This is a genomic window from Pseudomonas sp. SJZ103 (assembly GCF_007828335.1).
Lineage (GTDB): Bacteria > Pseudomonadota > Gammaproteobacteria > Pseudomonadales > Pseudomonadaceae > Aquipseudomonas.
Genome location: NZ_VIUN01000001.1, coordinates 535,392 through 549,525 on the forward strand (window position 1 = coordinate 535,392; position 14,134 = coordinate 549,525).

Here is a 14,134-nt window from a genome sequence, read left to right on the forward strand (position 1 = left end):
CAGTTCATGCCTAGCACTATCCGTATCGCCGCTGCCCTGCTGATCGGCAGCGATGGCCACACCCTGCTGGTACGCAAGCGCGGCACCCAGGCCTTTATGCAACCCGGTGGCAAGATCGACGCCGGTGAGCAGCCCGCCGAGGCCCTGGCCCGCGAGCTGTACGAAGAGCTGAACCTGCGCATCAAGCCCGGTGACGCGGTCTACCTCGGTCACTTCTCGGCCCCCGCAGCCAACGAACCGGGATTCACCGTGGACGCTGAATTGTTCCAGGTGCAGATCGATGGTCCGGTCAGCCCGGCCGCTGAAATCGAAGAGGTGCGCTGGATCGATCCTGCCGGTGATGGTGGCCTGGTTCTGGCGCCCTTGACCCGTGACCTGATCCTGCCGTTTTACCGTGCGTCACTGACCACGCCGGCCTGACGCGAATGAGCGTCCGTGCGCTGGGGGCCAACGATGCCGAAGCTTATCGGGCGTTGATGCTGGAAGCTTACGGCGCCTATCCCCAGGCGTTCACTTCCAGTGTGGCCGAGCGTGCAGCCATGCCGTTGAGCTGGTGGGAAAAGCGCCTGGAGAGTCCGCTGGATCGCTTGCTCGGCGCGTACGTCGACGGGGAACTGGCCGGCATCGTCGGCCTGGCCTTCGAGCCTCGCGAGAAGGCGCGGCACAAGGTGACCCTGTTCGGCATGTACGTGAACGCGGCTTACCAGCACAAAGGCTTGGGTCGGCGCTTGGTCGAGGCCGCGCTGGATGAAGCGCGCCGACATCCGCGTCTGAAAGTGATCCAGCTGACCGTCACTGCCGGCAACGATGCAGCGTTTGCACTGTACCGACGCTGCGGGTTTATCCAGTACGGCCTGGAACCGTTGGCGGTGCGGGTGGGCGTGGACTACTTCGACAAAATCTACATGTGGCGCGAACTCACGGCTTACTGAGTTCCAGATGTGTTGCTTCAGCGTACCGCGCTCACGCCATCCAGCGTTGAAAACGACGTGTCCTTGGCCGTCAGCAAAAAGTCGCGCATGTACGGCGCATCCAGCATGTCCGCACGAATCCCCGCGTACAACGTCGCAAACAGCCCTTTCTCGCCCAAACGCTTGGCCTTCACGTAGCCGCGCGAGCTGTATTCATGCAGCGCCCAATGGGGCATGCCGCACACGCCGCGGCCGCTGGCGACCAGTTGCATCATCATCACCGTGAGTTCCGAGGTGCGCACCTGGGCCGGTTCCACATCGGCCGGTTCCAGGAAGCGGGTGAAGATGTCCAGGCGATCGCGCTCCACCGGGTAGGTGATCAGGGTTTCGGTCAGCAGGTCTTCGGGCACGATGTAAGCCTTGTTCGCCAGCGCGTGCTGGTTGGCCACGGCGAGCATGGCTTCGTAGGTGAACAGCGGCACATAGGTGATGCCCGGCAGCTCCAGCGGGTCGGAGGTCACCACCAGGTCCAGGTCGCCACGGGCCAGGGCCGGCAGCGGGGCGAACGCAAAGCCCGACGCCAGGTCCAGCTCGACTTCCGGCCAGGCATCGCGGAACTGGTCGATGGTCGGCATCAGCCACTGGAAACAACTGTGGCACTCGATCGCCATGTGCAAGCGCCCGGCGGTGCCACCGGCCAAACGCGCGATGTCGCGTTCGGCGCCGCGCAGCAGGGGCAGGGTGGCGTCGGCCAATTGCAGCAGGCGCAGACCGGCGCTGGTGAAGCGCACCGGCTTGGTTTTGCGCACGAACAGCGGCATGCCCAGGCGTTCTTCCAGCTCCTTGAACTGGTGGGACAGCGCCGACTGCGTCAGGTGCAGGCGCTCGGCGGCCTCCACCAGGCTGTCGGCTTCGCGCAAGGCGTGCAGGGTCTTGAGGTGGCGGATCTCGAGCACGGGCTCTCCATGAAGACAATTTGTGACGAAGCGGGATAGCGTGAGTTTGTCTCATGTTGCAACGCGTGTCGACCAGGACCGCCGGGCACTCTTCATCAAACTGTCATGGAACTGTGGCAGCGCGCTTGAACAAACTTCATCAGACTCGCGCTCTACTGGGGTTCTGCGTTTCGGTGTTTTTCATGCGCGTGTTGCTTTTACTGGCCGCTCTACTGTTCGGCCTGCCGTCTTTTGCGGCTTCTCGATGTGATGTCAATGTCCCGACCCAAACGGTCGACCTGGCTCAGGTGAGCATCGCTTACCAGAGTATCGGCCGTGCGTCCGACCCTGCCTTGCTGCTGGTGATGGGGTTGGGCGGGCAACTGATCCACTGGCCCGACGAAGTCGTCGTCGCCCTGTGCCAGCAGGGTTTCCGAGTGATCCGCTATGACAACCGCGATGTCGGCCTGTCGACCTGGCGCCAGGCGCCGGTAAACGCCAACCTGACCTTTGAGGTACTGCGCTACAAGCTCGGCCTGCCGGTGGCGGCACCCTACACGCTGACGGATATGGCCGACGACGCCCTGGGCTTGATGGACGCCTTGCAGATCCAGCAGTTTCACGTACTGGGCGCAAGCATGGGCGGCATGATCGCCCAGCACCTGGCGGCGATGGCGCCGCAGCGCGTGGAAAGCCTGACCCTGATCATGACCAGCTCCGGTGCCGAAGGCTTGCCGGCACCGAATGCGGCGCTGGTGCAGTTGTTGTCGCGACGCAGTGCGCCGAATCGTGAAGTGGCGCTGGAGCAGCAGGCCGATTTGCTCGCGGCGCTGGGCAGCCCGAACGTGAAGGATGATCGCCAGGCGTTGCTGCACCAGGCGGCGCTGTCTTACGACCGCGCCTTCAACCCGGAAGGCGTGAAGCGCCAGATCATGGCGATCCTCGCCGAACCGAGCCGCGTGCCGTTGCTCAACCAACTGCGTGTACCGACGCTGGTGGTCCACGGCACCGCCGATCCGTTGCTGCCGGTGATGCACGGCGTGCACCTGGCGGCGCATATCCAGGGCAGCCAGTTGAAGTTGATTCCCGGCATGGCCCATCGTTTCCAGGAAGCGTTCAAGGCGCCGCTGCTGACAGCGGTGTTGCCGTACCTGCAGGCTCATCGCGAAGATGCCGCACATTGGGCGCAGATTGACCCGGTCGCGCCTTCGAAGCTGCTGTGACATTGGTGTATCGTGCACCCTTTACGGCGTATTGAAGCCTGCGAGGTTGCCTACCATGAGTACTCCCCTGAAAATCGATTTCGTCAGCGACGTGTCCTGCCCCTGGTGCATCATCGGCCTGCGCGGCCTGACCGAAGCCCTCGACCAGCTCGGTGCCGAGGTCCAGGCCGAGATCCATTTCCAGCCGTTCGAACTGAACCCGAACATGCCCGCCATCGGTCAGAACATCGTCGAACACATCACCGAGAAATACGGCTCCAGCGCCGAAGAATCCCAGGCCAACCGTGCGCGCATCCGTGACATGGGCGCCGAGCTCGGTTTTGCCTTTCGCACCGATGGCCAAAGCCGCATCTACAACACCTTCGACGCGCATCGCCTGTTGCATTGGGCCGGGCTCGAAGGCTTGCAGTACAACCTCAAGGAAGCGTTGTTCAAAGCCTACTTCACCGATGGCCAGGACCCTTCCGATCACGCCACCCTGGCGATCATCGCTGAAAGCGTCGGCCTGGATATAAAGCGCGCCGCCGAGATTCTCGCCTCCGATGAATACGCCGCCGAAGTCCGCGAGCAAGAGCAGTTGTGGACTTCCCGTGGGGTGACGTCGGTGCCGACCATCGTGTTCAACGACCAGTACGCCGTGAGCGGTGGCCAGCCGGCGGAAGCCTTTGTCGGCGCGATTCGCCAGATCATCAGCGAAGCCAAAAACCAAGGCTGACTGAGATCCAATGTGGGAGGGGGCGAGCCCCCTCCCACATTTATTTCTCACTGACCTTGAGGTAAGCGCTGGCCCGCCCCTTGCATTGACCCCCTAAAGCCATAGGGGAACATGACCTTGAACATTCTTGACCTCGACCACAGCCTCACCGGTCAGGCACCGATTGCCCGACGTTTGGCCAGTGGCCGTGCCACGCGTATCGACCTGCTGGACCTGGGCCCGAAGCTGCGCCTGTGGTCTACCGAAAAAACCTGGAAGCGCTTCGCCGAACGCCTGGCCCAGCGGCCCCGGCCCACGGATGCGCGCCCGGAAATCCTGTTTGTCGGCTCCGGTGATTATCACCACCTGACCCCGGCGTTTCTGGCCGACCTGAAAGAACCCACCAGCCTGATCCACTTCGACAACCACCCCGACTGGGTGCGCTTTGCGCCCAAGCGCCACTGTGGCTCATGGGTCAACCGCGCGCTGAAAATGCCGGCGATCAAGCGCATCGTCACCCTCGGCCCGTGCAGCGATGACCTGCACAACCCGCAACTGCGCGGCGGTAACCTCGCTGCCCTCAAGCGTGGGCAGTTGCAGTTGTTTCCCTGGCAGCACCCACCGTCGAAAGTCTGGGGCCGGGTCGGCGATGGCGCCGGCCACCAGCAACGGGAAAACCATCTGCACTGGCGCAACCTGGCCGAGTTGGACTGGGCGGCGTTTCTCGAACAGATGATCAGCAGCCTGCCCACCGAAGCGATCTGGATCACCCTCGACAAAGACGTGCTCGCCAGCGAAGACGCCGCCACCAACTGGGACCAGGGTGGCATGCGCCTGACCCACCTGCTGCAAGCCCTGCGGGCGCTGGCAGCGCGTAAGCGCATCATCGGCATCGACGTGTGCGGCGAGTTCGCCACGCCGGCCTTCAGCAATGCGTTCAAGCGTTGGGAAGCCAAGTCCGACCAACCGCCACCGGAGCGCTGGAGCCCGGAGGATTTGCAGCGCAACGCCGCCACCAATGAAGCCCTGATCGACCTGTTTGAGGAGCTGTTCCCGTGACCCTGACCGTGGTGTTGCTGGTGGCCTTTTCCATCGTGCTCGATGTGATCGGCCAACTGTGTTTCAAGCTCGGCCTGGACCGTTTGCCGGAGCTGGAGGGCAACTTTCGCCTGAATGCGTTCTGGGGCCAGGTATTCAATGCGCCGCTGCTGTGGGCGGGGATCGGTGCTTATGTGATTGAGTTTTTCGTGTGGCTCGAAGCGCTGTCTCGTGCGCCGTTGAGCCTGTTGTTCCCGGCCGCGGCGCTGGCCTATTGCGGCGTGGTGCTGGCGGGCAAAGTGGTACTGGGCGAAGTCGTCAGCCGCCGCCGTTGGTTGGGCACGCTGGTGATTACCTTGGGTGTGATGCTGGTAGCGATTGCAGGGAGTCAGGCATGAGTACGCAAACGATCCATACCGGTTGGTTACATGGGCGCCTGGGCACGGTGGTGCTATGGGCCTTGCTGATCTGCACCGAGAGTGCCGGGCAGCTGTTTACCAAGGTTGCCGGCGACCAGTTGGGGCAGATGGATTTCAACTGGCAGTGGTTGTCCGAGGTGGCGCGCAATCCGGGGATCCTGGCGGCGATTGCCTGCTATATCGGCGCGTTTTTCGTGTGGATGCTGATCCTGCGGCGCAGCAGCCTGTCCCTGGCGTTTCCCCTGAGTTCACTGGTGTTTGTGGTGGTGTTGCTGGGTTCGTGGCTGGGGCTGGGGGAACATATCAGTTCGCTGCATTGGGCGGGGGTGGCGGTGATTATTGGCGGTATAGCGCTGCTGGCCGAAGGCGAGGAAAACTGAAATACGCACCCATGTGTGAGGGGGCTTGCTCCCGATAGCGGTAGATCAGTCCCGTATGCATTGGCTGACCCTGCGCTATCGGGAGCAAGCCCCCTCCCACATTTCGTCCGAAGTGATCAATCGAACGTGTAGCTGATCGCCGTCTGTACCTGGCCCTGGTTCACGTCCCCGGTTTCCTTGACGATGCTGCTGTTGGCCGCCGAACCCACCAGGTGCACCCAGCTGGCGCTGGTCAGCAGTGACCAGTTGGGCGCCAGCGGGAACTGGAAACTCTGGCTCAGCGTGAGGTTCTGGAAACCACCGCTGGCGTTATAGGCCTTGAAACCTGTGGCTGCCGCCTCGTTATCGTCTACCCCGAAAAACGTCTGGGTCTGGCGCGCATCGGCAAAGTGCGCCACCAGGCCGCTGCTGCCGATAATCCCGCCACCCAGCGGGTAGCCCAGTTCGCCGCCTACCTTGCCGAGCGCGCCGCTTTGCGAATGACCGCCTCCAACCGCCTGGCCCAGTTGGGCATAGACCCGCCAGAAGTCGGCCGGTGCGTATTGGATGAAACCGCCGATCTCGGCCATGTCCGACACATTGCGCAGCCCCTGCAGTGAGCCATTGGAGGTGCGCCCCTGCAGGTAATTGATGTAAGGGCCGGCGCTGAAGCCGTGGGTGTTCAGCGCGCTCCAGGTCAAACCGTCATCGGTGCCCAGGCTGACGTTGCCCCAGTCCAGGTCGAGATAGGGCACCGGCCGAGTTTCATAGCGGCTGCCGGTGGGGTCGTGGGGTTGGTAGCTGATGCCAGCACCGACGTCACCGCTGATGCTATTCGCCAATGCGGTGTTGGAGACACTCCACAGTCCGAGTAAACCGGCGAATGCCGCGCATGTGATCCTCAACATGGTCCCAGTTCCTTGATTGAATACGCCCGCATGAACGCGCAAACCGCCGCGCCTGCGCAAGCACTCATCTTGTTTGTAGCAAGCTACAAAAATTGTAGCTCCTGCGACACATATCCCCGCGCGCGCCCAGCCCCGCCGGGCTTCAGCCAGTTGGCACACTCCCTGCTCTACCCCTTGGGCAAGCGCACACAGCGCGCTCCTCAAGGTAAACGCAGATGATCCACTGGCATATCGTGTGTGACTTCGACGGGACCATTACCCCCACCGATGTCATCGACAACGTCCTCCAACGCTTCGCCGGCCCCGAGTGGGAAACCATCGAACAGGAATGGCTGGATGGGCATATCGGTTCCCGCGAATGCCTGAGCCGCCAACTGGCGCTGATCAAGGCGACCCCAAGCGAACTGCTGGCGTACTTCGACAGTGTCGAGATCGACCCGGACTTCCCGGATTTCGTCGATCACGTCATGGGCCTGGGTGCGTCCATCGAAGTGGTCAGCGACGGCATCGAGCAAGGCATCGCGCGGATCCTGTCGCGCAACTACGTGACCTTGCTGCCGATCCTCGCCAACCGCCTGCGCCAGGTCGACCAGAACAGCTGGCGCATCGACTTCCCGTACGCCAGCGACGCCTGCCGAGCGGCGTCCGGCAACTGCAAGTGCAAATCCACCCCGCGCAACAAGCGCGTGCTGGTGATCGGCGACGGCAAGTCGGACATGTGCGTGGCCTCCACCGCCGACTTCGTGTTCGCCAAAGGCAGCCTCGCCCTGTACTGCGAAGCCAACAACATTCCTTACGCGCGCTTCGACACCTTCGCCGAAGTGCCTGCATTGCTGGCCCGACTGCCTCAGGGCATCGCCGCCAACGCCACCCCTTTTTCTGCTGCCGACAACCAGGAACTCTTCCATCATGTCTGATATCCGCATCGCTACCGCCGAAGACCAGATCCTTCTGGATAAAGAAGCCAAGTACTGCTCCTACGGCGACACCGTCCACTACATCGAGCCACCGCGTATTTTCAGCCGTTGCGAAGGTTCCTACGTGTGGGACACCGAAGACCAGGCCTACCTCGACCTGCAAATGTGGTACTCGGCGGTCAACTTTGGCTACGCCAACCCGCGCTTGAACAACGCGCTGAAACAGCAGATCGACACCCTGCCGCAAATCGCCAGCCAGTACCTGCACAAAGGCAAAATCGAGCTGTCGGAAATGATCGCGGTGGACGCCAAGAAGAAATTCGGCCTCGACGGTCGCGTGCACTTCAACGTCGGCGGCTCGCAGTCGATCGAAGACTCCCTGAAGGTGGTGCGTAACGCCACCAACGGCAAAAGCCTGATGTTCGCCTTCGAAGGCGGCTACCACGGGCGTACCCTCGGCGCCTCGTCGATCACGTCCAGCTACCGCTACCGTCGTCGCTACGGTCACTTCGGCGAGCGTGCCCAGTTCATCCCGTTCCCGTACCACTTCCGCGGCCCCAAAGGCATGACCAAGGAAGAGTACGGCAGCCACTGCGTGCAGCAATTTGCCCGCTTGTTCGAGACCGAATACAACGGTGTGTGGGACCCGAAAGTCGGCCAGAGTGAATACGCCGCGTTCTACGTCGAGCCGATCCAGGGCACCGGTGGCTACGTGATCCCGCCGATGAACTTCTACCGCGAGCTCAAGCATGTGCTGGACCAGCACGGCATCCTGATGGTGTCCGACGAAATCCAGATGGGCTTCTACCGCACCGGCAAACTCTGGTCGATCGAGCACTTCGACGTACAACCGGATGTGATCGTGTTCGGCAAGGCGCTGACCAACGGCCTCAACCCACTGGGCGGCATCTGGGCCCGTGAAGAGTTGATCAACCCGAAGATCTTCCCGCCAGGTTCGACCCACTCCACCTTCGCCTCCAACCCATTGGGCACGGCGGTGGGCCTGGAAATGTTCAAGATGACCAACGAAGTCGACTACGGCGCGATGGTCATGGCCAAAGGCAAATTCTTCCTCGAAGGCCTGCAAGACCTGCAGAAGCGTTTCCCGATCATCGGCGACGTCGACGGCCTGGGCCTGGCCCTGCGCTGCGAAATCTGCGGCCCGGACGGCTTTACGCCAGACAAGGCGACCCTGGACTACATGGTCGAAGAAGGCATGAAAGGCGACATGGTGGTGGATGGGCGCAAACTCGGCCTGATCCTCGACGTGGGCGGCTACTACAAAAACGTGATCACCCTGGCACCGTCCCTGGAAATCAGCTACCCGGAAATCGAGCTGGGCCTGAAGCTGCTCGAACAACTGCTGGTACGGGCGACCAAACGGTGAACGCAACTGGGATCGACCTCGGTGAAGGTAGTGCCGGTTTCGTTCTCGGTGAAGGTCCGGTCGGGATCCTGTTGATCCACGGCCTGACCGGCACCCCGACGGAATTGCGACAGGTCGCCAAGGGCCTGGCCAAGGCGGGTAACTGCACGGTGTACGTGCCCACCCTGGCCGGGCATTGCGGCGATAACAGCGACCTGCAGGCCACCGGCTGGCGCGACTGGTACGAAGGCGTGCGCAAGACCTTCGTACAGGTCAGGCAACGCCACGAACAGGTGTTTGTCGGTGGCTTGTCCATGGGCGCGGTGATGTCGATGTACGTGGCCGCCGAGCACCCAGGGCAAGTCGCCGGGCTGCTGATGTATTCCACCACCCTCAAGTACGACGGCTGGAGCATCAACAAGCTGGCATTCCTCACGCCGTTGCTGATGAAGATTCCGTTCGGCGTGCACGTCTGTCGCTTCGAAGAGAAGCCGCCCTACGGCATCAAGAACGAACGCTTGCGGGCAATCGTCGAGCGGCAGATGAAGGAAGGGGAGAGCAGCGAAGCCGGTTTGTTGACCATGGAAGGCATCACGGTGCGCGAGTTGCACCGCATGAACGCCGTGGTCAGGAAACGCATGCCCAAGGTCAAGGTGCCGGCCCTGGTGTTGCACTCCCTCGAAGACGACATCACCAGCCGCTGGAACGCCGATTACGTGGAGCGTCACCTGGGTGGCCCGGTGACCAAGATCCTGCTGGACAACTGTTACCACATGATCACCGTCGACCTGCAATACCGGCGGGTGATCGAGTTGAGTGCCGACTTTGTCGAGCAGCACACGGGCGTCAACCCAATACAGATCAATGTGGGAGCTGTCGAGCTTCAGCGAGGCTGCGCTGCAGGCGCCTCGGTCTTTCAGGTACACCGAGGTGATGCCATCGCAGCCTCGCCGGGGCTCGACAGCTCCCACATTTGATCGGCGTTCACCACAGAAATAAGGGATACCTGTGATCACCACCCAAGCCTTCCCGACTATCCGGGCCCTCCAGCGTAGCGCCTGGAACGACTGTTTTCCCGGTGCGCTGGAAGACTGGGACTATTACGTCGCCGTGGAAAACGCCGCCATCGATGACTTCCAATGGCGCTACCTGGCGGTCTACGACGATGGTACGCTGGTGGCCGTGGCCACTGCGTTCATCACCCATTACCGGCTCGACACCACGGTGTCGGGCGCCGGCAAGCGTTTGGCCGAACGTGTGGAGCGGCTGTGGCCGGGTGTTTTGCAATTGGGCCTGTATGCCATTGGCTCCCCGGTGGCCGAGCGTTGCGACGCCGGGGTTGCCAGTGGCGTGCCCGAGTCGCGTCGCCCGTTGTTGCTTAAACACTTGCTGGACGCCGCGCGACAGGATGCCGATGATTTCGGTATCGGCCTGGTGGCGGTCAAGGATGCACCCAGCCAGGACCCGCATTGGCTCGATAGTTGCCGGGCGGTGGGTTTTCAAAGCATGCCGAGCTTGCCCACCGGGGTGTTGCCGTTGCCGTACGGCTCGGTGGACGCCTACCTCGGCTCGCTGGGCAAATCCACCCGCAAGGACTTGCGCCGCAAGCTGCGTGCACCGGGACCACGGGTGGAATGGCGAGGCAATATCGACGATGTGCTGCCCGAGGTCATGCGCCTGTACGAGGCCACGCTGAAGCGGGCCGAGTTGCAGTTCGAACGCCTGCCTGCCGGTTATTTTACCGGCGTGCTCGAACGCCTTGGCGATCGCGCCGTCTGTGTTCTTTACTGGGTCGACGAGCAGTTGGTGGCGTTCAACCTGATCCTGGTGGACGAGCACCGGCTGGTGGACAAGTTTTTCGGGCATGACGTTGCGTTCTCCCGTGACTACAACCTGTACTTCCGCAGTTGGCTGACCAACGTCGACTACTGTATTCAACACAATATTGCGGTGTATGAGTGCGGTCAGGCCGGGTATGCCAGTAAGCTGCGCCTGGGCTGCGAGTTCCAGGGCAACAGTGTGTTTTTCCGCCACCGCAACCGGCTGGTCAACGGCCTGCTCAAGCTTGTAAAACTGTTTATTCGACCGGATCGTTCCGACCCTGCCATGGCTGCTGCGATAAGCGAAACCTGATGATCACCAAGACCCGCCAGAAAGCCCGCCCCTTTGCCATTTCGCGCTGGAGCGTCCAGCGCAAGCTGGTGCTGGCGTTCTGGCTGGTCAGCGTGATTCCCACCATGATCGCGGCAGAGCTGGCGGCGACCACGCTGTCGCAGATTTTCGACAGCAACGTGCGTATCTGGCTGCAAGAATCGACCAAGATCGTCAAGGATGAGATCGGCGACATCCTTCACGACAACGCGCGCATGGCCAAGTTGTTCCTGCGCTACACCAGCCCCCCCTCAAGCAAGCAGGCCGCCAAGCATGACCGGCTGACCGCGGACATCGCCGATGCCACTGACATCGACGTGGTGGCGCTGATTCGCACCAGCGATCAAAAGGTGGTGTTCAGCACCGCCTCCGATGACATCGTCAAACAGATCAGCCTGACCAGCAACGCGGTGCTGCAGACCGTGCAAGTGGCGGGGGTGAGCACGGGGATTGTGGTCTCGACCTTCGAAACCAGCCAGGACGGCGTCGACTACCGCTTGCTGGTGGCGACCTACCTGGACAGCAGCTTCCTCACCAGCGTGGCCGATGTGCATTCCCTCGACCTGCGCTTGTACCTGGCCAACCCCGAGGGGTTCTCGGAGATATTTTCGACCCAGCGCTTCGTGGATCACCCTTCGCGCATCCCGAAAAGTGTCGAGACCGCGATGCGCAGCACCAAGCAGCCCAGCGAGCAGTTCACCAACAGCTACAGTGGGTTGTACTGGCCGATCTTCAATGACGCCGGTGACCTGCAAGGCGTGATTTTCAGCGGCCTGCTGCGCCATACCAGCCTGGTGGGGCTGGTGAACCAGAGCAACCTGTTCGTGCTGATTTTCCTGCTCAGTTCGGCATTGTCCCTGGCGGCCGGTGTGCTGGTGTCGCGGCGCCTGACCAAGCCGTTGCGGGACTTGTCCGAAGGCGTGAGCGCGGTGATCTCAGGCAACTACGCGCACCGCGTGCTGGTCAGTGGTGGCGACGAACTGGCGCAATTGAGCAGCACCTTCAACCATATGACCGAGCGCCTGGGCGAGCTGCACCACCTCGAAGCCCAACTGCGCCGGCGTGATCGCCTGCATGCCCTGGGTGAAGTTGCCATGGGCCTGGCCCACGAGATTCGTAACCCGTTGGGCATCATCAAGACGGCTACCCAGTTGTTGCACCGCCGCGCAGACCTGCCGGACGCCGACAAGCGTCACCTGGAATATGTGATCAGCGAAGTCAGCCGCATCAACGACTTGATCACCGAGTTCCTCGACTTTGCCAAACCCAACCCACCGTTGCGCGTGCTGCAGCCGGCCCGCCCGTTGGTGGAGGAGATCCTTGGCTTCTGTGCGCCGGAACTGGCCAGCCATAACATCGACGCGCAGATCGATGACCAGGCGCCGGGAGCGACGATCTACGCCGATGCCAAGCAGCTCAAGCAGGCGTGCCTCAACCTGATTATCAACGCTATCGATGCCATGCCCGAAGGCGGGTGCCTGACCCTGGGCATTCGCAGCGTGGGCGACAACACCGTCATCACCATCGCCGACACCGGCCAGGGCATTGCGCCGGAGATGATCGAGCGCATCTTTACGCCCTTCGTCACCACCAAGGCCTCGGGCACGGGCCTGGGCCTGGCCAAGGTCTATTCGATCATGGAAAGTCACGACGGCAGCATCGAATGCGCCAGCGAAAACGATGCCGGCGCCACCTTCAGCCTGTACATTCCAGCGATAGGCGAAGACGACGAGGACAGTCATGACGCATAACATTCTGGTAGTCGACGACGAACCCAAGCTCTGCGACCTGCTGGCGTCGGCCCTGGGCCAGAACAACGTGCAGGTGTTCATTGCGGGCAACGGCCTGCATGCGCTCAAGGTGCTGGAACAGGAAGACATTGACCTGGTGATCAGTGACTGGCGCATGCCGGGCATGGACGGGCCGGCCTTGTTGGCCGAGATCAAGGTGCGTTATCCCCACGTGCCGGTGATCGTGATGACCGCCTACAGCACGGTGAAAAACGCCGTGCAGTCGATGCGCAACGGTGCCTACGACTACATCGCCAAGCCGTTCGATATCGACGAGCTGGACATCACCGTGGCCAAGGCCCTGCAGTTTCGCGACATCATGCGCGACAACGTCCGCCTGCGCGCCGAGCTGGATGAGCAGACGCAGTTCGACAGCCTGGTCGGCGACAGCCCGGCGTTTCGCAAAGTGCTGCAGGCGGTGGATTCGGTGCGCGACAGCAGCACCACCATTCTGCTGACCGGCGAAAGCGGCACCGGCAAGGAAATGGTCGCCCGCGCCATCCATAAGCACGGCAGCCGTGCCGACAAACCGTTCGTGGCGGTCAACTGCGCGGCGATCCCCGAAGGGCTGCTGGAAAGCGAAATGTTTGGCCATCGCAAGGGCGCGTTTACCGGCGCCGTGTCTGACCGGGTAGGGCGTTTCCAGCAGGCCGACAAGGGCACGCTGTTTCTTGATGAAGTGGGCGATATGCCCCTGGCGCTGCAAGCCAAGATCCTGCGGGCCTTGCAGGAGCGGGTGATCGAGCCGGTGGGCGACCCGCGCGAGCGCAAGGTGGATGTACGGGTGATCGCCGCCACCAACAAGAACCTGCTGGAGGCGGTGGCCAATAAAGAGTTTCGCGAAGACCTGTATTACCGCCTCAACGTCTTCCCGATCCCGCTGCCGGCCCTGCGTGAGCGTGTGGAGGACATCGCGCCCCTGGCCCGTCACTTTGCCCAGACCCTCAGCGCCACGGCCGGCAAGCGTATCACCGGTTTCAGCCCTGAGGCGTTGCAGGCCATGGCCGCGTATCACTGGCCGGGCAATATTCGTGAGCTGCAAAACTGTGTGGAGCGCGCGACCATCGTGGCCGCCACGCCTGTGATCGAAGACATTGATTTGCCGGGTTATCTGTTTGCTTCCAAACCCAGCGAAGGCGGCGTGACCGCGATCCTCAGCGACGGGCCGGGCATTCCCCGGGACTTGGATGCGGCGCTGGCGGAGGTGGAGAAAGCCTACATCCTGGCGGCGTTGCAGGAGAGTAATGGCGTGCAGGCTGCTGCGGCGGCGAAGATCGGGATTTCCGAGAGAAGCTTCTGGTATCGGTTGAAGAAGCTGGGCATTCAGGTCGACAAGATAGTCCGCTGACTCAACCGGGATAAAAATGTGGGAGGGGGCTTGCCCCCGATTGCAGTGGATCAGTTAAAGATGAGCTGACTGACA

Annotated in this window: 15 protein-coding genes; 13 read left to right on the plus strand and 2 right to left on the minus strand. The window is 62.1% G+C overall.

Annotated features, from left to right (window positions below; translation table 11 throughout):
* The first annotated feature begins 6 nt into the window (after positions 1-6).
* Positions 7-420, plus strand: a complete 414-nt coding sequence (locus FBY10_RS02630; RefSeq protein ID WP_145335158.1) for an NUDIX domain-containing protein — start codon at positions 7-9, stop codon at positions 418-420.
* Positions 421-425: 5 nt separating this feature from the next.
* Positions 426-932, plus strand: a complete 507-nt coding sequence (locus FBY10_RS02635; RefSeq protein WP_131697397.1) for a GNAT family N-acetyltransferase — start codon at positions 426-428, stop codon at positions 930-932.
* Between the two features lie 17 nt (positions 933-949).
* Here FBY10_RS02635 and metR read toward each other — a convergent pair whose 3' ends face one another.
* Positions 950-1,867, minus strand: a complete 918-nt coding sequence (gene metR / locus FBY10_RS02640) for a transcriptional regulator MetR (protein WP_053133526.1) — start codon at positions 1,865-1,867, stop codon at positions 950-952.
* A gap of 182 nt (positions 1,868-2,049) precedes the next feature.
* Here metR and FBY10_RS02645 point away from each other — a divergent pair, with 182 nt between their 5' ends.
* The 5 genes from FBY10_RS02645 to FBY10_RS02665 all read left to right on the plus strand — a co-directional run bounded on the left by FBY10_RS02645 (position 2,050) and on the right by FBY10_RS02665 (position 5,600).
* Entirely contained in the window at positions 2,050-3,069 is a 1,020-nt protein-coding gene (locus FBY10_RS02645; protein WP_145335156.1) for an alpha/beta fold hydrolase, read from the plus strand.
* A 55-nt stretch (positions 3,070-3,124) separates the two neighbouring features.
* Positions 3,125-3,784 (plus strand): DsbA family oxidoreductase, encoded by a 660-nt coding sequence (locus tag FBY10_RS02650; protein ID WP_131697395.1) that lies wholly within the window; start codon positions 3,125-3,127, stop codon positions 3,782-3,784.
* A 117-nt stretch (positions 3,785-3,901) separates the two neighbouring features.
* A complete protein-coding gene (locus tag FBY10_RS02655) occupies positions 3,902-4,822 on the plus strand; it encodes an arginase (RefSeq protein WP_145335154.1) in 921 nt (306 codons plus the stop codon).
* Positions 4,819-5,199: a transporter gene (locus FBY10_RS02660; protein ID WP_131697393.1), complete on the plus strand. Its 381-nt coding sequence runs from the start codon at positions 4,819-4,821 to the stop codon at positions 5,197-5,199. Before FBY10_RS02655 ends, FBY10_RS02660 begins: the two co-directional genes overlap by 4 nt.
* Positions 5,196-5,600 (plus strand): EamA family transporter, encoded by a 405-nt coding sequence (locus FBY10_RS02665; RefSeq protein WP_145335152.1) that lies wholly within the window; start codon positions 5,196-5,198, stop codon positions 5,598-5,600. The genes FBY10_RS02660 and FBY10_RS02665 overlap by 4 nt, the downstream gene beginning before the upstream one ends.
* 116 nt (positions 5,601-5,716) lie before the next feature.
* On the opposite strand, the gene FBY10_RS02670 is transcribed toward FBY10_RS02665, so the two are convergent.
* Positions 5,717-6,487 carry a MipA/OmpV family protein gene (locus tag FBY10_RS02670; RefSeq protein ID WP_145335150.1) on the minus strand — a complete coding sequence of 257 codons (771 nt, stop codon included), beginning with the start codon at positions 6,485-6,487 and terminating at the stop codon, positions 5,717-5,719.
* A 215-nt stretch (positions 6,488-6,702) separates the two neighbouring features.
* Here FBY10_RS02670 and FBY10_RS02675 point away from each other — a divergent pair, with 215 nt between their 5' ends.
* Genes FBY10_RS02675 through FBY10_RS02700 form a run of 6 tightly spaced genes read left to right on the plus strand, consistent with a single transcriptional unit; the run spans position 6,703 to position 14,059 of the window.
* Positions 6,703-7,404: an MtnX-like HAD-IB family phosphatase gene (locus FBY10_RS02675; RefSeq protein WP_131697390.1), complete on the plus strand. Its 702-nt coding sequence runs from the start codon at positions 6,703-6,705 to the stop codon at positions 7,402-7,404.
* Entirely contained in the window at positions 7,397-8,791 is a 1,395-nt protein-coding gene (locus FBY10_RS02680) for an aspartate aminotransferase family protein (RefSeq protein WP_053133503.1), read from the plus strand. Before FBY10_RS02675 ends, FBY10_RS02680 begins: the two co-directional genes overlap by 8 nt.
* On the plus strand, positions 8,788-9,747 hold the full coding sequence (locus FBY10_RS02685; protein WP_145335148.1) for a carboxylesterase: 960 nt from the start codon (positions 8,788-8,790) through the stop codon (positions 9,745-9,747). The genes FBY10_RS02680 and FBY10_RS02685 overlap by 4 nt, the downstream gene beginning before the upstream one ends.
* Before the next feature lie 31 nt (positions 9,748-9,778).
* Complete coding sequence (locus FBY10_RS02690) at positions 9,779-10,903, plus strand: GNAT family N-acetyltransferase (protein WP_131697387.1); 1,125 nt, start codon at positions 9,779-9,781, stop codon at positions 10,901-10,903.
* The gene (locus FBY10_RS02695; protein WP_145335146.1) at positions 10,903-12,672 is read left to right on the plus strand and encodes a HAMP domain-containing sensor histidine kinase; all 1,770 of its coding nucleotides are present in this window, start codon (positions 10,903-10,905) and stop codon (positions 12,670-12,672) included. The genes FBY10_RS02690 and FBY10_RS02695 overlap by 1 nt, the downstream gene beginning before the upstream one ends.
* Complete coding sequence (locus tag FBY10_RS02700) at positions 12,662-14,059, plus strand: sigma-54 dependent transcriptional regulator (RefSeq protein ID WP_131697385.1); 1,398 nt, start codon at positions 12,662-12,664, stop codon at positions 14,057-14,059. The genes FBY10_RS02695 and FBY10_RS02700 overlap by 11 nt, the downstream gene beginning before the upstream one ends.
* The last annotated feature ends 75 nt before the right edge of the window (positions 14,060-14,134 follow it).

Excerpts from the sequence above, each read along its gene's own strand:
- FBY10_RS02700 (WP_131697385.1), top strand. The coding sequence starts at position 12,662 with ATGACGCATAACATTCTGGTAGTCGACGACGAACCCAAGCTCTGCGAC.
- FBY10_RS02650 (WP_131697395.1), top strand. The coding sequence starts at position 3,125 with ATGAGTACTCCCCTGAAAATCGATTTCGTCAGCGACGTGTCCTGCCCC.
- FBY10_RS02670 (WP_145335150.1), bottom strand. The coding sequence starts at position 6,487 with ATGTTGAGGATCACATGCGCGGCATTCGCCGGTTTACTCGGACTGTGG.
- FBY10_RS02680 (WP_053133503.1), top strand. The coding sequence starts at position 7,397 with ATGTCTGATATCCGCATCGCTACCGCCGAAGACCAGATCCTTCTGGAT.
- FBY10_RS02630 (WP_145335158.1), top strand. The coding sequence starts at position 7 with ATGCCTAGCACTATCCGTATCGCCGCTGCCCTGCTGATCGGCAGCGAT.
- FBY10_RS02635 (WP_131697397.1), top strand. The coding sequence starts at position 426 with ATGAGCGTCCGTGCGCTGGGGGCCAACGATGCCGAAGCTTATCGGGCG.
- FBY10_RS02695 (WP_145335146.1), top strand. The coding sequence starts at position 10,903 with ATGATCACCAAGACCCGCCAGAAAGCCCGCCCCTTTGCCATTTCGCGC.
- FBY10_RS02665 (WP_145335152.1), top strand. The coding sequence starts at position 5,196 with ATGAGTACGCAAACGATCCATACCGGTTGGTTACATGGGCGCCTGGGC.
- FBY10_RS02645 (WP_145335156.1), top strand. The coding sequence starts at position 2,050 with ATGCGCGTGTTGCTTTTACTGGCCGCTCTACTGTTCGGCCTGCCGTCT.
- FBY10_RS02675 (WP_131697390.1), top strand. The coding sequence starts at position 6,703 with ATGATCCACTGGCATATCGTGTGTGACTTCGACGGGACCATTACCCCC.